The sequence below is a fragment of the Streptomyces sp. DSM 40750 genome (genome assembly GCF_024612035.1).
Taxonomy (GTDB): domain Bacteria; phylum Actinomycetota; class Actinomycetes; order Streptomycetales; family Streptomycetaceae; genus Streptomyces.
In genome coordinates, this window is record NZ_CP102513.1 from 1,637,012 (window position 1) to 1,661,416 (window position 24,405).

The window sequence follows — 24,405 nt, forward strand, 5'->3', positions numbered from 1 at the left end:
GCTCGGGCGGCCGCGCGTCGACAGGCCGCACGTGTGCGCGACGCCTCGGCGCCAGATATGAACACATATGGCTTATTTGCGTTTTTGTCGGGAACTCGCAGTCCGCAGCGGTCGTCGCGGGTCTTCGGCCCGGCGGGCGATCTCGGGTACGGATGAGGGAGAGGCCGTGACCGTTCGTGTAGGCGTAGAGGAAGAATTCCATGTTCTGGACGCGGAGAGCGGGGGGCTCGTCCCGAGCGCCGGTGCGGTTCTCGGTCGGCTGCGCCGATCCGAGTTCAAGCACGAGCTGCAGCGGTCGGCCGTGGAGTGGAACAGCCGGGTGCACGCCTCACTGGACTCCCTGCACGCCGACCTGGCCGGAGCACGGCGGCGGCTGGACGCGGCCGCCTCCCCTCTCGGGCTGGCCGTCGTCGCGGCCGGGACCGTGCCGTTCGCACGGCTGACGTCCGGTGATGTCACCGCCGGTGCCCGTTACCGGCACATGGCCGACGAATACCGGCAGGTCGCCGACGAGCATCTCGTGTGCAGCGCGCAGGTCCATGTCGACGTGCCCGACCGTGACACGGCCGTCCGGATCATGTGCGCCGTCTCGCCGTGGCTGCCTCCGCTGCTGGCCCTGTCCGCCAGCTCACCGTTCTGGCTCGGCGCGGACACGGGATACGCCAGCTGGCGCACCATGCTGTGGCAGCGCTGGCCCACCGCCGGGCCGGTCGGCTGCTTCGCCGGAGCCGCCGACTACGACGCCGCGGTCGAGGATCTGATCCGCTCCGGCGTGATCAGCGACCGGGGAATGGTCTATTACGACGTCCGGCCTTCCGACCACCAGCAGACCCTGGAGCTGCGCATCTGCGACGCCTGCCCGCGCACCGAGACGGTCGTGCTCGTCGCCGGGCTGTTCCGCGCCCTGGTCGAGGACGCGCGGGTCCGGCTGGAGCAGCCGGGGTGGGTCTGTGACGGCAGGCACGAGTGGCTCCGGGCCGCGGTCTGGCGCGCGGCCCAGACGGGTCTGGAGGGCGACCTGGTCGACCCGGTCGACCGTCTCCCCGCGCCCGCTCCCACCGTCCTGCGCGCCATGCTCCAGCGGCTGCGCCCGGCCTTGGAGGCCTTCGGCGACTGGGACACGGTACGCGTGCTCATGGAAGAAGGGCTGACTCGGGGCAGCGTGGCTCACCGCCTGCGCGGGGTCGCCGAGGCGGAGGGCCTGCTCGCCTGCGTCGAGACGATGGTCGCCGAGACCCGTGGCGAGCACAGGCGGAGCCCCGCCCCCGGAGCCCTGCGCCGGCCCGTCGCGGCGTCCGGTGCCGCCCCGCCGGGGGCCCCGGCACCGTACACGGTGGAAACCGTCGGCGGCTGACACCCACGCTGACACCCGTACGGCCGTACGGAAAGGCTGGCGCCGACCGTCGCCCCGCGCCAGGGCGCGGCGAACCCGCGCGGAGAATCCGTCGTCCGCGCGTGGTGCCTGCGCCTCCTGTGATCAAGGAAAGTGGCTCGCATGTCCAGCGGCTATACCGATACGAACGCGAATCCGACCGGCTCGTACTCGCTCCAGGCCCCGCCTGCGAGCACGGCCGGCCGCGGCCCCCTGCGAGGGGGTGCCGCCTGATGTGCGGTCTCAGCGGAGAGATCCGTTTCGACGGGGGACGGCCGGACCTGGCCGCCGTCGAGCGCATGACCGACCGGCTGGCTGCCCGGGGACCGGACGGCAGGGGCATGTGGTCGCAGGGCGCCGTCGCGCTGGGTCACCGCCGACTGAAGATCATCGACCTGTCCGAGTGCGGGGCGCAGCCGATGACCGACCCCGCGGGGCGGATCGCCGGTGTCTTCAACGGCTGCGTCTACAACTACGAAGAGCTGCGTGCGGAGCTGCGCGGTCTCGGCCACCGCTTCTTCTCCGGCTCCGACACCGAGGTGGTGCTCAAGGCGTACCGGCAGTGGGGAATCGACTGCGTCGACCGCTTCTACGGCATGTTCGCCTTCGTCATCGTCGAACAGGACACCGGGCGGCTGATACTGGCCCGTGACCGGCTGGGCATCAAGCCGCTGTACCTGGCTCAGGCGCCGGGGCGGCTGCGTTTCGCCTCCTCGCTGCCGGCCCTCCTGGCGGGCGGCGGCGTCGACACCTCGCTCGACCCGGTCGCGTTGCACCAGTACATGAGCTGGCACGCCACGGTGGCCGCCCCGCGCACCGTCCTCACCGGCATACGCAAGCTGCCCGCGGCCACCGTATGCGTCGTGGAGCCGGACGGCCGCCACCGCGCCATCCAGTACTGGCAGCCGTCTTACACGCGCCGGGACGAGTACGCGCACCTGGGCGCGGACGACTGGCGGGACGCGGTGCTGGACGCGCTGCGCACCGCCGTACGCCGACGTATGGTCGCCGACGTACCGGTCGGCGTCCTCCTGTCGGGCGGGCTCGACTCCAGCCTGATCGTGGCGCTGCTGGCCGACGAAGGGCAGCGCGATCTCGCGACGTTCAGCGTGGGCTTCGAGTCCGAGGGCGGCGAGCAGGGCGACGAGTTCCGTTACTCCGACCTGGTCGCCCGGCGCTTCGGCACGGACCACCACCAGCTGATGGTGCCCTCGGACCGGGTGTCGACGGCGCTGGACGCGTCGATCGAGGCGATGAGCGAGCCGATGACCAGCCACGACGTGGTCGCCTTCCATCTGCTGTCGGAGCAGGTGGCGAAGGAGGTGAAGGTGGTCCAGAGCGGTCAGGGCGCCGACGAGGTCTTCGCCGGTTACCACTGGTACCCGGACATGGCCGCCGTCCCGAGAGAGCGGGCACCCGAGGCGTACGCCGAGACGTACTTCGACCGGCCGCACACCGACCTCAAGAGGATCGTGGAGCCGGACATGCTCCCCGACCACGACGTGTCCGGCCGCTTCGTACGGATGCACATGGCGCGCCCGGGCGCCGAGACCGCTCTCGACGCGGCGCTGCGGCTCGACACCGACGTGATGCTCGCCGACGATCCGGTCAAGCGGGTCGACAACATGACGATGGACTGGGGCCTGGAAGCCCGCGTCCCGTTCCTCGACCACGAGCTCGTGGAACTGGCCGCGGCCTGCCCGCCGGAGTGGAAGCTCTCCGACGGCGGCAAGGGAGTCCTCAAGGCCGCCGGCCGCCGCGTCCTGCCCGCGGAGGTCGTGGACCGGCCCAAGGGCTATTTCCCGGTCCCGGCCGTCAAACACATGGCGGGTCCCGTGCTGGGGAGGGTTCGCGAGGCCCTGTCGGCGCCCGAGGCCAGGTCACGGGGCGTCTTCCAGGACGCGTACGTGGCCGGGCTGCTGTCGGCGCCGGACGAGCACCGCACCAGGCGTGGGGCGAACGAGCTGTGGCAGGTAGCTTTGCTGGAGATATGGCTGCAAACGCACGGGATCAGCTGACCGGCGCACAGGGGACCCGCCCCCCGCGCCCGGTGACGGCGGCCCCGCCGCACCCGCTCACGGGCTCTCCCTTCCGCACCCCCGTCGGCGAAGACGTCGTCGACGGGGTGCCGTGGCGGCCCGAGGATCACGGCATTGTCTCCGCGCCGACGGCCGAGGCGGCCGGCGGCCAGGTCGGGACGGCCACCGCTCCGATGCCGGCCTCCATGGCTCCGGCACCGGTGCCGCTTCCCGACACCGCCGGGCCGCTGGACACACCGCAGCCGCTGAAGTCCCACGGCTGCTGGTATCCGTCGGTGGATCCGAGCGGCAGGTACGTCGCGTTCATCTGCGACCGCGGCGGGGTTCCGCAGCTGTGGACCGGACCGGTCGACGGACACGAGGTCCATCTGCTCGACTCCGACCCGCACCCGGTCAAGGAGGTGGCCTGGTCGCCGGACGGCCGCTGGATCGCCTACACAACGGCCCCGGGAGGCGGCGAACACACCCGGGTGCTGTGCGTACGCCCCGACGGGACCGGGCGACGCGTCCTCGCCGGTGCCGAGCCCGGCAGCTCCGCGTACCTGGGCTGCTGGCAGCACGACGGCTCGGTGGTCGCCGTCACCGTCGCCGAGCCGGTTCTCACGCCGGGCGGTGCCGACACCGAAGAGCGGCCCGCCCATGCGGAGCCGGGCCTCGCCGACCCGCAGACCGTCCCCCGCCCGTCGGGCTGGGCGGCCCGCGACGGCCGGGCCATGCTGCTGGGCGGCCCGCACCACGGTGATGCCGGTCCCGCCGCCCGCGCCCCGGGAGGAGGAGGCGGGGGGACCACTCACGATCCGCTGCCGGTGGACATGCCCGAGGGCGGTCGGTCACGGCCCCTGGAGGGCGTACCCGACGAAAGGGCCGGCGCGGACGACGAGGTCAGCCGTAGCGCGAGGGGCCCCAGCGCTCACGAGGGGGAAGGCGGCAAGGTGGCCCCGGAGGGGGCGCCCGGCGGAGGACCGGCCGCCGAGGGGACGGCCGGCGGAGGGCTGGCCGCCTACCTCGTCGACCCCCTGGGCATGGTGGCGCCCACCCTGCTGGCGGTGGAACGCGGCGCCGCCACTCTGCGCGTGTGCGACATCAGCCGGGACGGACGGCTGGCACTCCTGCGCCGAGGGCCACGCGGCCGCCGGGAGGCCCTCGTCGTGCGCACCACCGACCTGCGGACCGCCTTCGCCCTGCGGGTCGCCGACGGTGATCCGTGGATCGGCCGGTTCTCCCCGGACGCCACGACGCTGTGGCTGCGCAGCGACGCGGCACGCGAGTTCGCCGCGCTGTTCGCCGTCCGCCTGGATTCCGGCGGGGAGCAGCTGGGGCTGACGGTCGCCGCGGAGCGCGGGGACTGCGGACTGGAACTGCTGGCGTTCAGCCGCGACGGGCACACCGCGGCCCTGGCCTGGAACGTGCGCGGAGCCAGTGAACTGGAGATCACCGCCGTCACGACGGCATCCACCGGGGACGCTCAGGTGGGTCCGTCGCGGGGGGTGCCGCTTCCGCATGAGGTGGTGACGCGTATCCCGCAGGTCGACGGCCGGTCGGGACTGGTGCTGGCCCTGTCCGGGTCGCAGCGCCGCCCCGGTGTGTGGTGGCTCCCCGAAGGCGCCGCGCGGCGGACCGAGTGGTCGTCCCGCGACGAGGACGCCGTCCCGCCCGGCCGTCCGCCCGCGCGTCCCGTATCGCTGCGGTTGACGGCACGCGACGGGCTGCCGCTGAGCGGCTGGTACTACCGGGCGCCGGGGCGGGGTCCCCGGGAGCCGGCGCCCTGCGTGATCCATCTGCACGGCGGGCCGGAGGAGCAGGAACGGCCGGTGTTCAACCCCCTTTACCACGAGTTGCTGGGCCGTGGCCTGGATGTCTTCGCCCCGGACGTGCGTGGCTCCTCAGGACACGGCCGGTCGTTCGTCGACGCCGACCTCGGCACGGGACGGTTCGCCGCGATCGACGACGTCGCCGACTGCGCGGCGCACGTCGTCCTGGCCGGACTCGCCGATCCGCGTCGGCTCGCCGTCATGGGCCGCTCGTACGGCGGCTATCTGGTGATGGCCTCCCTCGTATGGCACCCGGACCTCTTCCGCACCGGTGTCGCGGCCTGCGGCATGTCCGACTTCGCGACTTTCTACGCCGGTACCGAGCCGTGGATCGCGGAATCGGCCGCACACAAGTACGGCCACCCGGAACACGACCGTGAACTGCTGCACGCGCTGTCCCCGATGACCCGCGTCGACGCGCTGCGCGTGCCGCTCCTCGCCGTCCACGGTGAGCACGACACCAATGTGCCGCTCGGCGAATCCGAGCAGTTCGTCCGCGCTGCACGCGAGCGCGGCCTGGAGGCCGAACTGCTGATGCTGCGCGACGAGGGCCATGACTTCCTGCGCGCGGACAGCCGGAGGATCTTCCGCCGGACCGCCGCCGACTGGGTCCAGCGGCACATCGCCGAGTAGCGCGTCGGCGGCGCGTTGGGCGCTGGTTGTACATGGCGGGACTTCCCCCGCCTCGGGATGCCCACCCCGGTCACGGAAGAGGCCCCGCGGATCCTTTCCTTGTGGCAGGGCTCGTGGGCGGCCGCGCTCACCGTGGGCGCGCTGGTGTGGGGGCTGATCCTCTGGGCGGCGATCTTCCACCGGCGCAGCAGGACCAGGACCGAGGTCCCCGCGCAGTCCCGGTACAACATGCCCATCGAGGTGCTGTACACCGTCGTCCCGCTGATCATCGTCTCGGTGCTCTTCTATTTCACGGCCCGTGACGAGGCCGAGCTGATGAAGCAGGACGTCTTCCCCGGCCACAACGTCAACGTCTTCGAGGTGACGCCCACGCAGGAGGGCACCTTCCGGGGAAAGTGCGCCGAGCTCTGCGGCGTCGACCACGCCCGGATGCTCTTCAACGTCAAGGTCGTCTCTCCGCAGCGCTACCAGGAGCACCTGCGAGGGCTGGCCGACAAGGGGCAGCGTGGCTTCATCCCGGCAGGCATCGAGATCACCGAGCCGGCCAGAAACAACGAGCCACGCAAACTGTGAGCGACGTCCGATGAGAAGCCACCGTCGAAGTGGTCAGCGGTGGTTCCTCGGATGCAGAGCGTGGGGGAGCGCCTGGGGGGGCGCGTGCCCGTGGTCAGCGTGCCATCCGGGCGGAGCGGCTACGACCGCCCCTGTCGGTCTTGTTCGCCGCCGCACTGGCGGCCAGTGCGAGCAGCAACGCGACGACGCCGACGATGATGTTGTTGACGACGGTGCGCGTGGTGTCCACGTTCCCCGCCACCACCCAGGGCGCGATGACGGTCCAGACGCCGAGCAGCGCGGCTGCCCAGGCCCTGGCGTGCGTGCGCTCGTAGGCGTGGCCGAAGCCGCTCAGCAGGAACGCGTAGGCGATACCGGTGATCAGGTTGTTCACGGTCAGGGTGCTGAAACCGTTGAAGCCCGCGATCCAGGGCGATGCGGCCAGGTACAGGCCGGTGATGAGGGCCAGCGCTTCGACGGCCTGCCCCTGCTGGGTCGTGGCCGCCCGCTCGGCCCGCGCGTGGCGCTCCCGCATCTCAAGGATGTCCGGGTGCGACTCCAGGGTGGTCTGGGTCCGGTCGGTCATACCCGCCTCCTTCGTCAGGGGTCCACGATCCGCCGCGTCCCCGGTGAATGGATCCCGGGTACCGGTACCCCCCGGAGAACCGCAAACCCGTACATGTCGAACAGAACCTCGTGTCAATCTTCCCGTCCGTCCGGCGAGGGCAGTCGCTCCTCGGGCACGACGTGCATCGCCGCCTCCTCCGCACCCGCCGCTCCGCCGTCGATCCCCTCGTCCTCGGCGACGAGTTCCTTCGTGGTGTCGGTTCGCGCGCCCTCGTCCGGTGCGACGAGGCGACCGGCGCGTTCCGAGCCGGCCTCCGGGTCGACAGGTTCGCCCTCGCCGCCCGGCAGGTCGCCGATCCCGTCCCCGGCGGGCGCCTCGGCCTCGCGAACCTCCTGGCGCAGCCTGTCGTCCAGCGGCTCCCCCTCGTGCTGCTCGGCCGCCGTGGTCCCGCTCTTGGTGACCCCCAGGGGTTTCTCCGGCGGCGAGTAGCCCTCGTCCAGCATGTCGTCGTAGGTGCGCTCGTCCACCGCGTCCTGGAGATCCAGCGGGGCGGCGTCCTCCTGGTCCTCGTTGCCGCCGGTGGGCTGGTAGACGTCGTCCGCCATGTTCTCTTCGCTCATGCTCGCCTCCGGGGACGGTCGACTCATACGTGCTTCCGTGAGTACCGGGTTCCCGGGGTGTGACACCTACGTTTTCGCAGGCGACGGCCGGGAACTCGTTCGGTGTGGTGGCCTATGGATCGGAGCAACGGGTCCGGGTTCCCGCGCTGCGGGCCCGTTGGCTGACTCAGGCGTTCGTTCACTGGCCGTTCCCGCCGGAGCGGGTTCAGGCGCTCCTTCCCGAGGGGCTGGCCGTGGACGAGTACGACGGCACGGCGTGGGTGAGTCTCACGCCCTTCCTGATGGCGGATGTGCGCGTCCCGGGCCTGCCCGCCGCGGTACCGGGGCTGCCGACGTTCGCGGAGACCAATCTGCGGACCTATGTCCGGGCTCCGGACGGGCGGGACGGGCTGTGGTTCCTGTCCATCGAGGTCGCCTGCCCGCTGATGCTGGGCGCCCGTGCCGTCGGGGCGCCGTACAACCTGGGCAGGCTGCGGGTCTCCCGGCATGGCGACACCGTCTCGTACGCCGGTGCCCGATGGAGCGCCACGCCGTCGTACCGCCTCGTCGTCCGCCCCGGCGAGCCGATCACGCCGAGGGATCGGGACGTGTGGCTGACCTCGCGCTGGCGGGCGTACACACGTCGGCTCCGCGCGATCTGGGAGACGCCTGTCGAGCACGAGCCCTGGCCGTTGCACGTCGCCACCGTGGACGTGCTGGAGGAGACGCTGACCGGCGCGGCAGGCCTTCCCCCTCCTCTCGCCGAGCCCGTGGCGCACTTCTCGCCAGGTGTCGGGCATGTGCGCCTCGGCTTCTCCCGGCCCCGGTCGGAGAGCGAACGGGATCAGTGATGAGCCGGAGGCGCGGCGACGCGGACCGCCCCGCGCGTCTGTTCTTCGAGGGCTGGATCGCGGGCATGGGGACGTCCTCCGGGACCCGTATCGTGCTCGGGCACTGGGAGCGATCGCCGTTCGGACGGTTCAGCGACGTGATGGTCGAGCGGGCGAACGGGCAACGGGTGCTGTTGGCTCCCACCGGGGAGACGGCGTGCTTCATCGCCGGCACCTACGTCTTCGACACGGTCCGTGTCGTGCCGGTCGACGTGAGCCTCGACGCGAGGACCTGGACCGTGCAGGCCCGTCCACTCGACCTGCGCTTCACCACCGGTCGGCGTGGGCCCCTGGGGGTCGTGCTGCGCGTGGTGCCCGGCGTACTCGCCCGCCGCGCGGCGTGGGGCACGCTGACCGACGTTCCCGCCCGGCTGCTGCTGACCGGCGTACGCACCCGTGGCAGTGCGCGATCCGGTCGCCGTGAGTGGTACGGCGCGCGGGATCTGCGACCGATCGGCACGGTTTCGGCGACCTTCGAGGGCGACGACCTCGGCGAGCTGACACCCGTCGGCCCTCCTGTCCGCTTCGGGTTCGGTTCGGTGCCCCGGAAGCCCGCCGTCACACGGGTCGTCACGACGGTGGCACGGACCGGCCGCCCGAGGTGACCGTCCCGGACACCTCAGGTCCGGCTCGCCACCGCCCGAGTACCCGAGACCACCGAGTCACCTCTGCGACCACCGACGCCCTCCTGAGGCGCGCGACGGATTCCGGCAGTCCGGAAGGCGGCCTGTTCCGGGGATGGCGTCGCACCGGTCCTACGGTGAGGATGCTCCCCCGCACCACACAACCCGCAGTGGACAGGAGGGGCCCTTCCGATGGGTTCGCACGCGGCACCGAAACGTCGTGGACGCGCACTGCTGGCGCCCACGAGTCTGATGCTCCTGGCCGTGCTCCTCGGTGTCCCGCGTGCCGAGGGCGCGCCCGTGTCGGCCGATGCCTGTCGTGCCGTGGGCACCGAACTGCCCCGCGGCGACTGCGGGCCGTTCTGGCAGGTCCTCGCGGAGGACTTCGACGGCGACCGGGTGCCGCTGGGCGCGTTCAGCGACTGCGACCACCGTGCCGGCACGTCCGGCGCGTACTGCGGGGGTCTGCGCGGGCCGTATCGCGACAACTGGTGGGCCTATCCCACCGGTTGGCGCGACACGGCCAATGACCGGGGCCGCGAGGTCGTGGGTGTCTACCACCCGGAGGACACCGTGAGCGTGGGCCCTGCGGAGAACGGCGACGGCAGGATGTACATCCGGATGTGGCGGCCCGCCGACGGCGGACCCGTGCACGCTGCCGCGGTGGTACCGCGTGCCGTCATGCAGATGAAGTACGGCAAGTACAGCGCCCGTATCAAGGTGACGAAGCTCGCGCCGGGCTACAAGTCCGCCTGGCTGCACTACGGCGGGGGATGCGAGATGGATCATCCCGAGGGCGAGTGGACCGGCGGCCTCACCGCCTTCCATCATCCGTGCGGTGGAGGCGAGCAGGGCTACTTCCCGGGGAGCGACGACTGGACGGAGTGGCACACCGTGTCGACGGAGTGGACGCCCGGACACGTGCGGTTCTTCGTCGACGGCCGGCAGGTGGGGCACGACACCCGCGAGGTGCCGGACCAGCCGCTGTCCTGGGTGCTGCAGAACGAGAGCGCCCTGGAAGGGCCTGGCGCGGCCCCCGGCAGCAGCGCCCAGCTCGACATCACGTGGGTCGCCGCCTACGCGTACGGGTGGAAGTGATCGTCCCGCGCGTACGGCCCCACCGGGCGGAGCTTGCCCGCGTCGCGCGCACGGCGCACGCTGGTCGTATGGCTGCGCAAGACGGCCCCGGCCCCACGCTCATCACGTCCGTCCAGCGGGCCTTCCGCCTGCTGGAGGCGGTGAGCGCGCACGAGAACGGCGCGCCGGCGAAACAGCTGGCACGGGAGACGGGGCTGCCCCTGGCCACCGCCTATCACCTGCTGCGGACCCTGGTCCACGACGGCTATCTGCGGAAACTGGACGACGGCGGGTTCATCCTGGGCGACAAGGTGCAGGCGCTCCACACCACCGGCCGCGGCCAGGCACTGCTCAGCCGGGTCCGTCCGACGCTCGCCGCGCTGCGGGACGAGCTCACGACCGCCGCCTACCTCACCTTCTACGAGGACGGCGAGATCCGGGTCGCCGAGATCGTGGACAGCCCCCGGGCACCCCGGGTCGACCTCTGGGTGGGATTCGAGGACGCCGGCCACGCCACCGCACTGGGCAAGTCGGTGCTGCGCGAGCTGGACGAGGAGTCCCGCAAGGACTATCTCTCCCGGCACCATCTGGCCGATCTCACGCCAAAGACCATCACCGACGCTCCGGAGCTGCTGCGGCGACTGGACTCCTCGCCCGTGGCGCCGGCCGTCACGGACCTGGAGGAGTACGCCCTCGGCACGGTCTGCGTCGCGGTGCCCGTGTACAGCGGGGACACGCTCGGCTCCCTCGGCGTCTCGCTGCGGGCGGACCGGCTCTCCCGGCTCCAGGAGGTCCGGGCGCGGCTGCTCCCGACCGCGAGCCGGGTGACCAGGGGTCTGTCACTCACTATCTGAAAATCGTGTCCTTGTGGCGCCCGAACCGATGCCCTTTCCTGGACCAAACGGACATTTCCCGGAGCGAACGCTCCGCGCACAGGTGAGGACTGCGGGCGAAACATGAGTCACACCCGAGAGCACGGTGGCGACCACCGGCCGATCCGGCCGCCCAGGACAGACGTGGCCGCCCCGGGGACGGTGACACCGAAGCGCCTCGCCGCGCAGCTGGCCTCCGGTACGCCCGTACTGCCGGTGCTGATCGTCTCCGTCATCGTGGTCGTCGACCTCCTCGGCGGAGCCGGACTGACCTGGCTGTCGCTGCTCGCCGCCGGGCCCGCGCTGGCCGCCACCACCAGCGGGCCGCGCGGAGTGCTCTGCGTCGGTCTCCTCGCCGGACTGCTGGGCGCGACGCTGGGAATCCGTGACGGCGAGCCGGTCCGCGAGCTGGCGGCCGTCCTGTCCGCCCTGGTGGCCGTCACCCTGGCGAGTGGCCTGGCCAGCGCGTTGCGCGGGCGTCGCGAGCGGGTGCTCGCGGCCGTCCGCTCGGTCGCCGAGGCCGCCCAGCACGCGCTGCTCCAGCCCGTACCGGCGACCGTCGGCCCGTTCCAGGTGGCCGTCCGCTACAGCGCCGCGGCCGCCGAGGCCCGTATCGGCGGGGATCTCTACGCCCTCGTGCCGACCCCGTACGGGGTTCGGCTGATCGTCGGCGATGTGCGCGGCAAGGGGCTGCCTGCGGTGGGAATCGCCGCTCTGGTGGTCGGGGTCTTCCGCGAGGCGGCCTACGAGGAGCCCGATCTCCTCGCCGTCGTCGACCGAATCGAGCGGAGTCTGGCGCGCAACCTGCGCTGCGACGACTTCGTCACCGCCGTGGTCGCCGGGCATCCCCGGCCGGGGATGCTGGAGGTGGTCAACTGCGGGCACACGCCTCCGCTGCTGGTGCGCGGATCCGAGGTCGTGCCGGTGGAACCCGACCGTCCGGCGCCACCGCTCGGGCTGCGCGCCCTCACGGACGAGACCCCCGCCCTCCAGGTGCTGCCCTTCGCCGACGAGGACCAGCTGCTCCTCTACACCGACGGCGTCACGGAGGCCCGCGATCACGCCCGTGAGTTCTACCCGCTCGCCGACAGGCTGGCGCGGCACGTGTCCGACGAACCGGCGCGCACCCTCACGGCGCTCCACGACGAACTGCTGGCGCATGTGGGAGGCCGACTGCACGACGACGCGGCGCTGCTCCTGCTCCGCAAGCCCGCCGTTCCCGAAGCGGCACCCGCGCCGGATCGGGTATGACCATGACCGGCGTCGAGACGACGGCGAATCGCAGCACTCCCGTTACCGATGCCGGGTATCGACTGCCCGCGTCCCTTCTACAGTGCCCGTATGGAGATCAAGTGTTCGCAGTGCCAGGGCTTCGACCTGGAGGCGGGGTTCGTCGAGGACGCCGGTGAGAGCTCCCGGGGATACGCGCGGTGGATCCCCGGGCCCCTGGAGCGAGGCGTCCTGGGCGGGGCCAAGCGCTTCGGCCGCCCCCGCTTCCAGATCGACGCCTACCGCTGCCGCGCCTGCGGCCATCTGGAGCTCTTCGCTCCGCATCAGGTCTGACCTCGCGAACGCCGGCAGCGGAGCCCGCGTACAGCTCCGGGCGAAGTGGGGCCGAGCGCGCGCGGTCGGCCCCGGGTCCGTCAGCCCTCGCCCTCCAGGTCCCCCTCCGTCTCCAGGTACACCTGCCGCAGCCCCTCCAGCACCGCCGGGTCGGGCTTCTCCCACATCCCGCGGGACTCCGCTTCCAGCAGTCGCTCGGCGATGCCGTGCAGGGCCCAGGGGTTGGCCTGCTGGAGGAACTCGCGGTTGGCGGGGTCCAGGACGTAGGTCTCGGTGAGCTTGTCGTACATCCAGTCGGCGACCACGCCGGTGGTGGCGTCGTAGCCGAACAAGTAGTCCACGGTGGCGGCGAGTTCGAAGGCGCCCTTGTAGCCGTGGCGGCGCATCGCCTCGATCCACTTGGGGTTGACGACACGCGCGCGGAAGACCCTGGACGTCTCCTCGACGAGGGTCCGCGTCCGGACCGTCTCGGGGCGGGTGGAGTCACCGATGTACGCCTCGGGGGCCGTGCCGCGCAGGGCCCGGACGGTGGCCACCATGCCGCCGTGGTACTGGAAGTAGTCGTCGGAGTCGGCGATGTCGTGCTCGCGGGTGTCCGTGTTCTTCGCGGCGACCTCGATCCGCTTGTACGCCGTCTCCATCTCCTCGCGGGCCGGGCGCCCGTCGAGTTCGCGGCCGTAGGCGTAGCCGCCCCACACCGTGTAGACCTCGGCGAGGTCGGCGTCGGTGCGCCAGTCGCGGGAGTCGATGAGCTGGAGCAGACCGGCGCCGTACGTGCCGGGGCGGGAGCCGAAGATCCGGGTGGTGGCCCGGCGTTCGTCGCCGTGCGCCGACAGGTCGGCCTGGACGTGGGCGCGTACGTGGTTGACCGAGGCCGGTTCGTCCAGGGACGCGGCCAGGCGTACGGCGTCGTCCAGCAGCCCGATCGTGTGCGGGAAGGCGTCTCGGAAGAAGCCGGAGATGCGCAGGGTGACGTCGATGCGGGGGCGGCCCAACTCCTCGTGAGGGACGGGCTCCAGGCCGGTCACGCGGCGTGAGGCGTCGTCCCAGACCGGGCGGATGCCGAGCAGGGCGAGGGCCTCGGCCACGTCGTCGCCCGCCGTGCGCATGGCACTCGTGCCCCACAACGACAGCCCGACGGACGTGGGCCACTCGCCGTTGTCCGTGCGGTAGCGCTCCAGCAGGGAGTCCGCGAGGGCCTGGCCGGTCTCCCAGGCGAGGCGGGAGGGGACCGCCTTGGGGTCGACGGAGTAGAAGTTGCGGCCGGTCGGGAGGACGTTGACGAGCCCCCGCAGCGGGGAGCCCGAGGGGCCCGCCGGGACGAAGCCGCCCGCCAGCGCGTGCACGGTGTGGTCGAGTTCGGCGGTGGTCGCGGCCAGGCGCGGTACGACCTCGCGGGCCGCGAACTCCAGGACGGCGGCGACCTGTTCGCCGTGCTCGGTGGGGACGGCGGCCGGGTCCCAGCCCGCGTCCTGCATCTCCTGGACGAGAGCGCGGGCCTTCTCCTCGGCCGCGTCGGCGGTCGTACGGGTCGCGGCGGACTCGTCGAGGCCGAGGGCCTCCCGCAGGCCGGGCAGCGCGGTGGCGCCGCCCCAGATCTGGCGGGCGCGGAGGATGGCGAGGACCAGGTTGACGTGGTCGTCGCCGCTGGGCGGGGTGCCGAGGACGTGCAGACCGTCGCGGATCTGGGCGTCCTTGACCTCGCAGAGCCAGCCGTCGACGTGGAGGAGGAAGTCGTCGAAGCCGTCGTCCTCCGGGCGGTCGTCCAGGCCGAGGTCGTGGTCGAGTCTGGCGGCCTGGATGAGGGTCCAGATCTGGGCGCGGATCGCCGGGAGCTTCGCCGGGTCCATGGAGGAGATCTGGGCGTACTCGTCGAGGAGTTGCTCAAGACGCGCGATGTCGCCGTACGAGTCGGCGCGGGCCATCGGCGGGACCAGGTGGTCGACCAGGGTGGCGTGGACGCGGCGCTTGGCCTGGGTGCCCTCGCCGGGGTCGTTGACCAGGAAGGGGTAGATCAGGGGGAGGTCGCCGAGGGCGGCGTCGGGGCCGCAGGCGGCGGACAGACCGGCGTTCTTGCCGGGGAGCCACTCCAGGTTGCCGTGCTTGCCGAGGTGGATCATCGCGTCGGCGCCGAAGCCGCCGTCCTCCGTCCGGGCGGCGATCCAGCGGTAGGCGGCCAGGTAGTGGTGGGAGGGCGGGAGGTCCGGGTCGTGGTAGATCGCGATCGGGTTCTCGCCGAAGCCGCGCGGGGGCTGGATGAGGATCAGCAGATTGCCGAAGCGGAGGGCCGCGAGGACGATGTCGCCCTCCGGGTTGCGGCTGCGGTCGACGAACATCTCGCCGGGGGCCGGACCCCAGTGCTCCTCCACCGCCGAGCGCAGTTCCTCGGGGAGTGTGGCGAACCAGCGGCGGTAGTCGGCCGCCGCGATGCGGACCGGGTTGCGGGCCAACTGCTCCTCGGTGAGCCAGTCCTGGTCGTGGCCGCCGGCCTCGATCAGCGCGCGGATCAGCTCGTCGCCGTCGCCGGACGCCAGACCGGGCACGTCCGTGTCCCCGAAGTCGTAGCCCTCGGCCCGGAGCCGGCGCAGAAGGGCCACCGCGCTCGCCGGTGTGTCCAGGCCGACCGCGTTGCCGATGCGGGAGTGCTTGGTCGGATAGGCGGAGAGCACGAGCGCGAGGCGCTTGTCGGCGGCCGGGATGTGACGGAGTCGCGCGTGGCGTACGGCGATTCCGGCGACTCGGGCGGCCCGCTCGGGGTCCGCGACGTACGCAGGGAGGCCGTCGGCGTCGATCTCCTTGAAGGAGAACGGGACGGTGATCAGGCGGCCGTCGAACTCGGGTACGGCGATCTGGCTGGCCGCGTCGAGCGGGGAGACGCCTTCGTCGCCGGCGTCCCAGTCGGCCCGGGAGGAGGTGAGGCAGAGCGCCTGGAGGATGGGGACGTCGAGGCCGGTCAGGGCGCCCGCGTCCCAGGACTCGTCGTCACCGCCGGCCGACGCCTCGGCCGGCTTCGTGCCGCCCGCGGCCAGGACAGTGGTGATGATCACGTCCGCGGAGCGGAGTTCCTCGATCAGCTCGGGCTCGGGGGCGCGCAGGGAGGCCACGTACAGCGGAAGGGCATGGCCGCCCGCGTCCTCGATCGCGTCGCACAGGGCGCCGACGAAAGCGGTGTTGCCGCTCATGTGGTGGGCCCGGTAGTAGAGCAGGGCGACCGTCGGGCCGTCGACGCCGTCGCGGGGAGTGCGCTCCAGCGGTCCCCAGGTGGGGGCGGGCGAGGGCGCCTCGAAGCCGTGGCCGGTGAGCAGGACCGTGTCGGAGAGGAAGCGGGCGAGCTGCTCCAGGTTGGCCGGGCCGCCGTGCGCGAGGTAGGCGTGCGACTCGGCCGCGATACCGACGGGGACGGTGGAGGCGGCCATCAGCTGGGCGTCGGGCGCCTGTTCACCGGTGAGGACGACGACCGGGCGGCCGTCGGCGAGCAGCAGGTCCAGGCCGTCCTGCCAGGCCCTGATGCCGCCGAGGAGCCGTACGACGACCAGGTCGACGCCGTCGAGGAGGGCGGGGAGGTCGTCGAGGACCAGACGGGAGGGGTTGGCGAAGCGGTACGGGACCGGGCCGGTGGCCGCGCGGGCGCTGAGCAGATCGGTGTCGGACGTCGACAGGAGCAGGATCATGTGGCGGCTGGGCCTTCCTCGGGGTCCGCGCCCCGGGCGGTGTCGGATCGGAGTCTCCCCTGCTCGGCCGGGGCCGAGGGTTCGGGGAAGGGAGTTCCTGGCTCGCCCGGCCCCAGGCCCTGTCGTCAAATGCCCGTCGTCCGCCCGAAGGGCGGGCTCTGCGGCGTCAGGTGCGTGCTCTCGGCGTGCCGGGCACAGGCCCTCGTACTGGTTGTACGTGGGTCTGTGCCCGGTGCGGCGAGAGTGCGTGCATGGCGTCGCGGGGCAGGCGGGCATTTGACGACAGGGTCTAGGGGCGGGCTCACAGTGGCGGGACCGCGCCGGACTCACACCGGGCTTCCTCCCCTGTCGCCGTCGTGGCGTCGGTGGACCGGATGATCCACCACACAGCATAGTAAGGGGCGCCTCAAAAGGGCGGGGCATACAGCCGTGATGACGGTAGGTATGCTCGCCGCCATGTCCATGGCTGCCCTCCGTTCATCCTCCCAGGCCACAGCGGCCCCACGAGACCGCGGTGACGCCTGCCCGGGGACGCTCCGGCTGCACACCGCGGACGACGGGGCGCTGGCCCGTGTACGGGTTCCGGGCGGCGTCCTGACCGTCCGCCAGGCGGAGGCGCTCGCGGAGGCGGCGCGGCGGCTCGGTGACGGCGAACTACACCTCACCTCGCGCGGCAATGTGCAGTTGCGGGGGCTGGCGGACGGCTGCGGGGCGGCACTGGCCGAGTTGCTGGACGCGGCCGGGCTGCTTCCCTCCCCCGGGCACGAACGGGTGCGCAACATCGTCGCTTCTCCGCTGTCCGGCCTCGACGGACATGGCCTGCGCGACGTACGGCCCTGGCTGTCGGCCCTCGACGCGGCCCTCTGCGCGAGCGACGGGGCGCGGGCGTTGTCGGGCCGGTTCCTGTTCGCGCTCGACGACGGGCGCGGTGACGTGGCCGGGCTCGGCGCCGATGTGACCGTACGGGCGGCCGAGGACGGCGCCGCGCTGCTGGGCCTCGGAACGGCCGGCGAAGCCCTGCTGGTACCCGGCGAGGACGCGCCCCGCGCCGCTCTGGCGGCTGCCGAGACCTTCCTGGAGGCGGTGCGGGAGAGCGGGACCCAGGTCTGGCGGCTTACTGAACTTCCTCTTGATGAAGGGGAGTTGACACGTAGGATCCGACACCGTCTGGCGGCCGACGGCATCGACGCCACGAGCACGGCCGGTGTCGGGACGGCCACCGACGACGGGCCGCCGCCCGGGCTCGTCGGCGCCGCCCTCTCCGTACACGCTCCGCTCGGCCGGCTCTCGGCCCTCCAGTGGCGGGAGTTGACGCGGGTGGCCTCCCAGGACCCCGCCGGTGAACTGCGGCTGACCCCCTGGCGCGGCATCGTCGTACCCGCGCCGGGCATGGGCGCCGAGCAGGCGGCCGACGCGCTCGCCCAGCTCTCCGCCACCGGCCTCGTCACCGACCCGGACTCCCCCTGGCTCCGCGTCGGCGCCTGCATCGGACGGCCCGGATGCGCCAAGTCCCTCGCGGACGTACGGGCGGACGCGACCGAGAGCCTCGCCGCCGCCGGGCGCGCCGGCCTCCCCCTGTACTGGTCCGGATGCGGACGCCGCTGCGGCCACCCCCGGGGCGAACGGGTCGACGTCGTCGCCGTCGAAGGCGGCGGCTATCAGCTCTCCCTCACCACCCGCGCCCCCGACCCGCGCACCGCGCCCATGGCCGACCCCTCCCAACTCGCCACCGCCCTGGCGGCGATCACCGCATCAGCCCCATGAACCGAACGTCCCCACGAGCCGCACGAACGACAGCCGTATGACGACCGAGAGCAGCGAGAAGACCACCGTGACCACGTACGACTACGAGAAGGACGGGCCGGCCATCTACCGCCAGTCCTTCGCCACCATCCGCGCGGAGGCGGACCTCGCGGCCCTGCCCGCCGACATCAGCCAGGTCGCGGTCCGGATGATCCACGCCTGCGGAATGGTCGACCTCGTACGGGACTTGGCGTACACACCCGACGTGGTGGCCCGCGCCCGTGAGGCCCTGCGCGCCGGCGCGCCCATCTTCACCGACGTCCAGATGGTGGCCAGCGGAGTCACCCGCAAGCGGCTGCCCGCCGGCAACGACGTGCTCTGCACGCTCTCCGACCCGGCCGTCCCCGAACTGGCGGCGAGGCTGGGCACCACGCGCAGTGCCGCCGCCCTGGAACTGTGGCGGGACAGGCTGGAGGGTTCCGTCGTCGCCGTCGGCAACGCGCCCACCGCCCTCTTCCGGCTCCTGGAGATGATCGAGGAGGGCGCGCCCCGGCCCGCCGCCGTCATCGGTGTCCCGGTCGGCTTCGTCGGCGCCGCCGAGTCCAAGGACGCGCTGGCCGCGCACCCGTCGGGCCTGGAGCACATCGTCGTGCGCGGCCGTCGAGGCGGCAGTGCCATCGCCGCCGCCGCGCTCAACGCGATCGCGAGTGAGGAAGAGTGAGCGGCAAGCTGTACGGGGTGGGGCTCGGCCCCGGTGACCCGTCCCTGATGACCGTACGGGCCGTCGAGGTCATCGCCGAGGCGGACGTGATCGCGTACCACAGCGCGCGGCACGGCCGTTCCATCGCCCGCTCGATCGCGGCGCGGCACATCCGCGCCGACCACATCGAGGAGCGGCTGGTCTACCCGGTCACGACGGAGACCACCGATCACCCGGGCGGCTACAAGGGCGCGATGGAGGAGTTCTACACGGAGGCGGCGGCCCGGCTGGCCGCGCATCTCGACGCGGGACGTACGGTCGCGGTCCTCGCCGAGGGCGATCCCCTCTTCTACGGCTCCTACATGCACATGCACAAGCGGCTCACCGGCCGTTACGACACCGAGGTGATCCCCGGTGTCACGTCCGTGTCCGCCGCCGCCGCCCGCCTGGGCACACCGCTGGCCGAGGGCGAGGAGGTGCTGACGATCCTGCCGGGCACCCTGCCCGAGGAGGAGCTGACCGCGCGGCTCGCCTCCACCGACGCGGCCGTGGTGATGAAGCTGGGCCGGACCTTCACCAAGGTGCGGAGCGCACTGGAGGGTGCGGGTCGGCTGGACGAGGCCCGGTACGTCGAACGCGCCACCATGGCCGGGGAGCGGATCGCCGAACTGGCGGACGTGGACGCGGAGTCGGTGCCGTACTTCGCGGTGGCCGTGCTGCCCAGCCAGGTCGACGCCGAACGGCCCGAGGTTCGGGAGCGGGGCGAGGTGGTCGTGGTCGGCACCGGTCCGGCCGGTCCGCTGTGGCTGACGCCCGAGACGCGGGGCGCGCTCGCCGCCGCCGACGACCTGGTCGGCTACACGACCTACCTGGACCGGGTGCCTCGGCGCGCGGGCCAGGTACGGCACGGCTCGGACAACCGGGTCGAGTCGGAGCGCGCCGAGTTCGCCCTCGATCTGGCCCGGCGCGGGCGGCGGGTCGCGGTGGTCTCCGGCGGCGACCCGGGCGTCTTCGCCATGGCGACGGCCGTCCTGGAGGTCGCCTCGCAGAAGGAGTACACGGACGTCCCGGTGCGGGTGCTGCCGGGCGTGACCGCCGCCAACGCGGCCGCCGCCCGCGCGGGCGCCCCGCTCGGCCACGACTACGCGGCCCTCTCCCTCTCCGACCGGCTCAAGCCGTGGGAGGTCATCGCCGAGCGGCTGCGCGCGGCGGCCTCGGCGGACCTGGTGCTGGCCCTGTACAACCCCGGTTCACGCAGCCGCACCTGGCAGGTGGGCAAGGCGCGCGAGCTGCTGCTGGAGCACCGGGCGCCGGACACCCCGGTCGTGGTCGCCCGGGACGTGGGAGGCTCCGGTGAGCACGTCCGGATCGTACGGCTGGCCGACCTGGATCCGGCCGAGGTCGACATGCGCACGATCCTGCTGGTCGGCTCCTCGCAGACGCAGGTAGTACGGCGCGGGGACGGCGAGGAAGTCGTCTGGACGCCGCGCCGCTATCCGGAGGGGTGAGCGCGTACGGCACCGCGATCGGCAGGGGTGGTTCAGCGGGTGGGGAGACGTGCGTCGACCCAGCGGGCCGCCGCCTCGGGATCCGCCACCACGGGGACGCCCTCGGGCACGGGCGGCCTGCGCACCACGACGACGGGCAGCCCGGCCTCCCGGGCCGCGGTGAGCTTCGGCGCTGTGGCGGCTCCCCCGCTGTCCTTCGTCACGACGACGTCGACACGGTGGCGGCGCAGCAGCTCGCGTTCCCCGTCGAGGGTGAAGGGGCCGCGGTCGAGCAGCACCTCCATACGGGCCGGGTGCGGGGCCTCGGGCGCGTCGACGGACCGGACGAGGAACCACAGGTCGTCCAGGGCGGCGAACGTGGCCAGGCCCATGCGCCCGGTGGTGAGGAACACGCGCCGCCCGAGCGCGGGCAGCAGCGTCGCGGCCTCCTCCAGGGAGGCCGCGTCGTGCCAGTCGTCGCCGTCGGCCGGGACCCAGCCGGGGCGGCGCAGCGCGAGCAGGGGAACATGGGTGGCGGCGGCCGCCCGTGCCGCGTGGAAACTCATGGTCCCGGCGAAAGGGTGGGTGGCGTCGATGAGCGCGTCCACCCTGTGCTCGCGCAGCCAGGCGGCCAGCCCCTCGGCCCCGCCGAAGCCGCCGACGCGGACCTCGCCCGGGGGCAGCCGGGGGCTGGCGACGCGTCCGGCGAGGGAGCTGGTCAGCCGCAGGTCAGAGGTGTCGTGGAGCAGTTCGGCCAGGCGGCGGGCCTCCGTGGTGCCGCCGAGTATCAGTACGTGCATGGAAGTCCGGGTCCGTTCATGAGCAGTGAAGCCAAAGACGTCGGCGAGGCCAAGGGCGGTCGTGCGGCCCAACTCAAGCACACCGGCCTGCGGCCCGGCTGGACCACCGGTGCCTGTGCGACGGCGGCCACGACGGCCGCGTACACCGCCCTGCTGACCGGCGAGTTCCCCGACCCGGTGACCATCACCCTGCCCAAGGGGCAGACCCCGTCGTTCGCGCTCGCGGCCGAGGAGCTGACCGGCGAGAGCGCGATGGCGGGGATCGTGAAGGACGCGGGCGACGATCCGGACGTCACGCACGGTGCGCTGGTCCGGGCCACGGTACGGCGGCTGCCCGCGGGGGACGGGGTGGTGTTCAGGGCCGGCCCCGGCGTCGGGACGATCACCCGCCCCGGTCTGCCCCTGCCCGTCGGCGAGCCGGCCGTGAACCCGGTCCCCCGGCAGATGATGCGGGACCACGTCGCCGAGGTCGCCGCCCGCCACGGCGGCACCGGCGACGTCGAGATCACCGTCTCCGTGGACCACGGCGAGGAGATCGCCCGCTCCACCTGGAACCCCCGGCTCGGCATCCTCGGCGGCCTGTCCATCCTCGGCACCACGGGCATCGTGGTCCCGTACTCCTGCTCGGCGTGGATCGACTCCATCCGGCGGGGCGTGGACGTGGCGCGGGCGGCCGGGCGCACGCATGTCGCGGGCTGCACGGGGTCGACGTCGGAGAAGACGGTCGTCGCCGAGTACGACCTGCCCGAGGACGCCCTGCTGGACATGGGCGACTTCGCGGGCGCGGTGCTGAAGTACGTCCGCCGGCATCCCGTCGACCGGCTGACGATCTGCGGTGGCTTCGCCAAGCTCTCCAAGCTCGCCGTCGGCCATCTCGACCTGCACTCCGCCCGCTCCCAGGTCGACAGGGGCTTCCTCGCCGAACTGGCCCGGCACGGCGGCGCGGACGAGGCGCTGGCCGTCGAGGTGGCCGAGGCCAACACCGGGCTCGCCGCGCTCCAGCTGTGCATGGCGGCGGGGGTGCCGCTGGGCGACCTGGTGGCGACGGCGGCCCGCGACGAGGCCCTGGCCGTGCTGCGGGGCGCGCCCGTCGCGGTCGACGTCATCTGCATCGACCGGGCGGGCACGGTGGTGGGCCGCAGCGCGGTCCGGTGATCACCGATGCGGGTGCGGGCGAGTGGGGGCTGGTCGCGCAGTTCCCCGCGCCCCTGAAAAGCAGGGGCCGTGTCTTTCAGGGGCGCGGGGAACTGCGCGAGAAGCCCCACTCACCCGCACCCGACAACACACCCGGGCCATCAGCAACCGTGCCGCTCCCGTTCCCGTTCCGGCGAGTACAGGTGGCTGTCCCGGAACTGCTGCGCACCAAGCGTTCGCCCGACCATGATCACAGCCGTGCGCAGCACACCCGCTTCCTTCACTTTCCCCGCGATCTCGTCGAGCGTGCCCCGGATGATCAGCTCGTCGGGGCGGGAGGCGTAGGCGACGACCGCGACGGGGCAGTCGGCGCCGTAGTGCGGGAGCAGTTCCTCGACCACGCGGTCCACGTACTTGGCGGCCAGGTGCAGCACCATCAGGGCGCCGCTGCGGCCGAGGGTGGCCAGGTCCTCGCCCTCGGGCATGGCGGTGGCGCGGTGGGCGATCCGGGTGAGGATGACGGTCTGGCCGACGGTCGGCACGGTCAGCTCCCGCTTCAGGGAGGCCGCCGCGGCGGCGAAGGCGGGCACACCCGGCACCACCTCGTACGGCACGTCGGCCGCGTCCAGCCGCCGCATCTGCTCGGCGACCGCGCTGAACACGGACGGGTCCCCGGAGTGCAGCCGGGCCACGTCGTGCCCCTCCTCGTGCGCGCGCACCAGTTCGGCGGTGATCTCGTCCAGATTCAGCTGAGCGGTGTCCACCAGCCGGGCGTCCGGCGGGCATTCGGCCAGCAGTTCGCGCGGGACGAGACTGCCCGCGTACAGGCAGACCTGGCAGGCGGCGAGCGTGCGGGCGCCGCGGACCGTGATCAGGTCGGCGGCACCGGGGCCGGCACCGATGAAGTACACGGTCATCTGTCTGCTCCTGGAGCGGGGTCGATGGTTTTCTGGGCGGCCCACTGGGTCACCGGCATCGCCTGCCGCCACCCGGTGAAGCCGCCCACGGGCACGGCGTGCGCCACCGCGAGCCGCACCAGTTCACCGCTGTGGCGCCGGTGGGCGTCGGCGAGCAACGCCTCGGACTCCAGCGTCACGGTGTTGGCGACCAGCCGTCCGCCGCCGGGCAGCGCCTCCCAGCAGGCGTCGAGGAGGCCGGGCGCGGTGAGTCCGCCGCCGACGAACACGGCGTCGGGCGGCGGGAGTTCGGCCAGGACGGCGGGCGCGGCGCCGGTGACGACCCGCAGCCCGGGCACGCCGAGGCGTTCGGCGTTGCGGGTGATGCGCTCGGCCCGCACCGGATCGCGTTCGACGGTGACCGCCCGGCAGGAGGGGTGCGTCCGCATCCACTCGATCGCGATCGAGCCCGACCCGCCGCCGATGTCCCACAGCAGCTCACCGGGCGCCGGGGCGAGCGCGCCCAGGGTGGCGGCGCGCACATACCGCTTGGTGAGCTGCCCGTCGTGCTCGTACGCCTCGTCCGGGAGCCCCGGCACGGCGCCGAGCCGCAGCGCGTCCGGGGCTCGGCGGCACTCGACGGCGACGATGTTGAGGGGGTCGCCGGGCGGGTGCGCCCGCGCCCAGTCGTCGGCGGTGCTCTCGCCGCTCGTCCGTTCCCTCTCCCCGCCGAGTTGTTCCAGGACCCGCATCCGGCTGGTCCCGAAGCCTCGGCCCCTCAGCAGGGCGGCGACCTCGCCCGGTGTGTCGGCGTCCGCGCTCAGCACGAGGAGCCGTCGGCCGTCGTGCAGGGCGGCGGCGAGACGGGCGGTGGGCCGCCCGACGAGGGTGACGACCTCGACGTCCTCCAGCGGCCAGCCGAGGCGGGCGGCGGCGTAGGAGACGGAGGAGGGGTGCGGCAGGACGCGCAGGGCTGAGGTCTCCTCGGCGAGGGCGCGGCCGATGCCGTAGAACATGGGGTCACCGCTGGCCAGTACGGCGATCCGGCGGCCGGCGTGCGCGGCGAGCAGGCCGGGGACGGCGGGGCGCAGCGGCGAGGGCCAGGCCGTCCGCTCCCCCGCGCACTCCGGCGGCAGCAGGTCCAGTTGGCGCGGGCCCCCGATCAGGACCTCGGCGTCGCGCAGGGCCGTACGGGAGGTGTCGGGCAGTCCGCCCCAGCCGTCGGCTCCGATCCCGACGACGGTGACGGCGGGAGTCGGTCCTGGTCGTGCGGGGGTCACTCTTCGCTACCTCGGATTTCGGGGACGGTCCTGGGGTCGCCTCTCCCGGAGACAACAGGGGCGCACTCTACTGGCCGGGGGCTCCGGGTGTGCTC

Annotated in this window: 20 protein-coding genes; 14 read left to right on the forward strand and 6 right to left on the reverse strand. The window is 73.0% G+C overall.

The window, feature by feature from the left end:
- Window positions 1-166 precede the first annotated feature (166 nt).
- The 4 genes from JIX55_RS07440 to JIX55_RS07455 all read left to right on the forward strand — a co-directional run bounded on the left by JIX55_RS07440 (window position 167) and on the right by JIX55_RS07455 (window position 6,428).
- The gene (locus JIX55_RS07440; RefSeq protein ID WP_257562467.1) at window positions 167-1,354 is read left to right on the forward strand and encodes a carboxylate-amine ligase; all 1,188 of its coding nucleotides are present in this window, start codon (window positions 167-169) and stop codon (window positions 1,352-1,354) included.
- A gap of 251 nt (window positions 1,355-1,605) precedes the next feature.
- Complete coding sequence (locus tag JIX55_RS07445) at window positions 1,606-3,390, forward strand: N-acetylglutaminylglutamine amidotransferase (protein ID WP_257562469.1); 1,785 nt, start codon at window positions 1,606-1,608, stop codon at window positions 3,388-3,390.
- Window positions 3,363-5,855: a S9 family peptidase gene (locus JIX55_RS07450; RefSeq protein ID WP_257562470.1), complete on the forward strand. Its 2,493-nt coding sequence runs from the start codon at window positions 3,363-3,365 to the stop codon at window positions 5,853-5,855. Before JIX55_RS07445 ends, JIX55_RS07450 begins: the two co-directional genes overlap by 28 nt.
- A 15-nt stretch (window positions 5,856-5,870) precedes the next feature.
- Window positions 5,871-6,428 (forward strand): cytochrome c oxidase subunit II, encoded by a 558-nt coding sequence (locus tag JIX55_RS07455; RefSeq protein WP_257562471.1) that lies wholly within the window; start codon window positions 5,871-5,873, stop codon window positions 6,426-6,428.
- Between the two features lie 94 nt (window positions 6,429-6,522).
- Here the strand turns inward: JIX55_RS07455 and JIX55_RS07460 are convergent, their stop codons facing one another.
- Entirely contained in the window at window positions 6,523-6,993 is a 471-nt protein-coding gene (locus tag JIX55_RS07460) for an SPW repeat protein (protein ID WP_257562473.1), read from the reverse strand.
- A 113-nt stretch (window positions 6,994-7,106) separates the two neighbouring features.
- Complete coding sequence (locus tag JIX55_RS07465; protein WP_257562474.1) at window positions 7,107-7,595, reverse strand: DUF5709 domain-containing protein; 489 nt, start codon at window positions 7,593-7,595, stop codon at window positions 7,107-7,109.
- A gap of 104 nt (window positions 7,596-7,699) precedes the next feature.
- Here JIX55_RS07465 and JIX55_RS07470 point away from each other — a divergent pair, with 104 nt between their 5' ends.
- The 6 genes from JIX55_RS07470 (at window position 7,700) to JIX55_RS07495 (ending at window position 12,599) form a co-directional block, all read left to right on the forward strand.
- Entirely contained in the window at window positions 7,700-8,425 is a 726-nt protein-coding gene (locus tag JIX55_RS07470) for a YqjF family protein (protein WP_257569251.1), read from the forward strand.
- A complete protein-coding gene (locus JIX55_RS07475) occupies window positions 8,425-9,069 on the forward strand; it encodes a hypothetical protein (protein WP_257562475.1) in 645 nt (214 codons plus the stop codon). The genes JIX55_RS07470 and JIX55_RS07475 overlap by 1 nt, the downstream gene beginning before the upstream one ends.
- Before the next feature lie 210 nt (window positions 9,070-9,279).
- Window positions 9,280-10,185 carry a glycoside hydrolase family 16 protein gene (locus tag JIX55_RS07480; RefSeq protein ID WP_257562476.1) on the forward strand — a complete coding sequence of 302 codons (906 nt, stop codon included), beginning with the start codon at window positions 9,280-9,282 and terminating at the stop codon, window positions 10,183-10,185.
- 68 nt (window positions 10,186-10,253) lie between these two features.
- Window positions 10,254-11,018 (forward strand): IclR family transcriptional regulator, encoded by a 765-nt coding sequence (locus JIX55_RS07485; protein ID WP_257562478.1) that lies wholly within the window; start codon window positions 10,254-10,256, stop codon window positions 11,016-11,018.
- A gap of 102 nt (window positions 11,019-11,120) precedes the next feature.
- Window positions 11,121-12,287 (forward strand): PP2C family protein-serine/threonine phosphatase, encoded by a 1,167-nt coding sequence (locus JIX55_RS07490; RefSeq protein ID WP_257562479.1) that lies wholly within the window; start codon window positions 11,121-11,123, stop codon window positions 12,285-12,287.
- A gap of 90 nt (window positions 12,288-12,377) precedes the next feature.
- The gene (locus JIX55_RS07495) at window positions 12,378-12,599 is read left to right on the forward strand and encodes a hypothetical protein (RefSeq protein WP_257562480.1); all 222 of its coding nucleotides are present in this window, start codon (window positions 12,378-12,380) and stop codon (window positions 12,597-12,599) included.
- Window positions 12,600-12,679: 80 nt separating this feature from the next.
- Here the strand turns inward: JIX55_RS07495 and cobN are convergent, their stop codons facing one another.
- Entirely contained in the window at window positions 12,680-16,270 is a 3,591-nt protein-coding gene (gene cobN / locus JIX55_RS07500) for a cobaltochelatase subunit CobN (RefSeq protein ID WP_257562481.1), read from the reverse strand.
- 432 nt (window positions 16,271-16,702) lie between these two features.
- Here cobN and cobG point away from each other — a divergent pair, with 432 nt between their 5' ends.
- The 3 genes from cobG to JIX55_RS07515 are packed head-to-tail and all read left to right on the forward strand — an operon-like array spanning window position 16,703 to window position 20,221.
- The gene (gene cobG, locus JIX55_RS07505) at window positions 16,703-18,034 is read left to right on the forward strand and encodes a precorrin-3B synthase (RefSeq protein ID WP_257562482.1); all 1,332 of its coding nucleotides are present in this window, start codon (window positions 16,703-16,705) and stop codon (window positions 18,032-18,034) included.
- Between the two features lie 37 nt (window positions 18,035-18,071).
- Window positions 18,072-18,734 (forward strand): precorrin-8X methylmutase, encoded by a 663-nt coding sequence (locus JIX55_RS07510; protein WP_257562483.1) that lies wholly within the window; start codon window positions 18,072-18,074, stop codon window positions 18,732-18,734.
- Window positions 18,731-20,221: a precorrin-2 C(20)-methyltransferase gene (locus tag JIX55_RS07515; protein WP_257562484.1), complete on the forward strand. Its 1,491-nt coding sequence runs from the start codon at window positions 18,731-18,733 to the stop codon at window positions 20,219-20,221. The genes JIX55_RS07510 and JIX55_RS07515 overlap by 4 nt, the downstream gene beginning before the upstream one ends.
- Window positions 20,222-20,253: 32 nt before the next feature.
- Here the strand turns inward: JIX55_RS07515 and JIX55_RS07520 are convergent, their stop codons facing one another.
- Window positions 20,254-21,000 (reverse strand): cobalt-precorrin-6A reductase, encoded by a 747-nt coding sequence (locus tag JIX55_RS07520; RefSeq protein WP_257562485.1) that lies wholly within the window; start codon window positions 20,998-21,000, stop codon window positions 20,254-20,256.
- Between the two features lie 18 nt (window positions 21,001-21,018).
- On the opposite strand from JIX55_RS07520, the gene JIX55_RS07525 reads away from it, so the two are divergent.
- Window positions 21,019-22,155 carry a cobalt-precorrin-5B (C(1))-methyltransferase gene (locus tag JIX55_RS07525; protein WP_257562486.1) on the forward strand — a complete coding sequence of 379 codons (1,137 nt, stop codon included), beginning with the start codon at window positions 21,019-21,021 and terminating at the stop codon, window positions 22,153-22,155.
- 140 nt (window positions 22,156-22,295) lie between these two features.
- Here JIX55_RS07525 and cobM read toward each other — a convergent pair whose 3' ends face one another.
- Entirely contained in the window at window positions 22,296-23,051 is a 756-nt protein-coding gene (gene cobM / locus JIX55_RS07530) for a precorrin-4 C(11)-methyltransferase (RefSeq protein ID WP_257562487.1), read from the reverse strand.
- Window positions 23,048-24,310 (reverse strand): precorrin-6y C5,15-methyltransferase (decarboxylating) subunit CbiE, encoded by a 1,263-nt coding sequence (cbiE, locus tag JIX55_RS07535; protein WP_257562488.1) that lies wholly within the window; start codon window positions 24,308-24,310, stop codon window positions 23,048-23,050. The genes cobM and cbiE overlap by 4 nt, the downstream gene beginning before the upstream one ends.
- Window positions 24,311-24,405: the final 95 nt, after the last annotated feature.

Coding starts and splice junctions, on each gene's coding strand:
- JIX55_RS07460 (WP_257562473.1), bottom strand. CDS start 6,993: ATGACCGACCGGACCCAGACCACCCTGGAGTCGCACCCGGACATCCTT.
- cobG (WP_257562482.1), top strand. CDS start 16,703: ATGACGGTAGGTATGCTCGCCGCCATGTCCATGGCTGCCCTCCGTTCA.
- JIX55_RS07465 (WP_257562474.1), bottom strand. CDS start 7,595: ATGAGCGAAGAGAACATGGCGGACGACGTCTACCAGCCCACCGGCGGC.
- cobN (WP_257562481.1), bottom strand. CDS start 16,270: ATGATCCTGCTCCTGTCGACGTCCGACACCGATCTGCTCAGCGCCCGC.
- JIX55_RS07485 (WP_257562478.1), top strand. CDS start 10,254: ATGGCTGCGCAAGACGGCCCCGGCCCCACGCTCATCACGTCCGTCCAG.
- JIX55_RS07490 (WP_257562479.1), top strand. CDS start 11,121: ATGAGTCACACCCGAGAGCACGGTGGCGACCACCGGCCGATCCGGCCG.
- JIX55_RS07520 (WP_257562485.1), bottom strand. CDS start 21,000: ATGCACGTACTGATACTCGGCGGCACCACGGAGGCCCGCCGCCTGGCC.
- JIX55_RS07510 (WP_257562483.1), top strand. CDS start 18,072: ATGACGACCGAGAGCAGCGAGAAGACCACCGTGACCACGTACGACTAC.
- JIX55_RS07480 (WP_257562476.1), top strand. CDS start 9,280: ATGGGTTCGCACGCGGCACCGAAACGTCGTGGACGCGCACTGCTGGCG.
- JIX55_RS07445 (WP_257562469.1), top strand. CDS start 1,606: ATGTGCGGTCTCAGCGGAGAGATCCGTTTCGACGGGGGACGGCCGGAC.
- JIX55_RS07475 (WP_257562475.1), top strand. CDS start 8,425: ATGAGCCGGAGGCGCGGCGACGCGGACCGCCCCGCGCGTCTGTTCTTC.
- JIX55_RS07495 (WP_257562480.1), top strand. CDS start 12,378: ATGGAGATCAAGTGTTCGCAGTGCCAGGGCTTCGACCTGGAGGCGGGG.
- JIX55_RS07450 (WP_257562470.1), top strand. CDS start 3,363: ATGGCTGCAAACGCACGGGATCAGCTGACCGGCGCACAGGGGACCCGC.
- cobM (WP_257562487.1), bottom strand. CDS start 23,051: ATGACCGTGTACTTCATCGGTGCCGGCCCCGGTGCCGCCGACCTGATC.
- JIX55_RS07525 (WP_257562486.1), top strand. CDS start 21,019: ATGAGCAGTGAAGCCAAAGACGTCGGCGAGGCCAAGGGCGGTCGTGCG.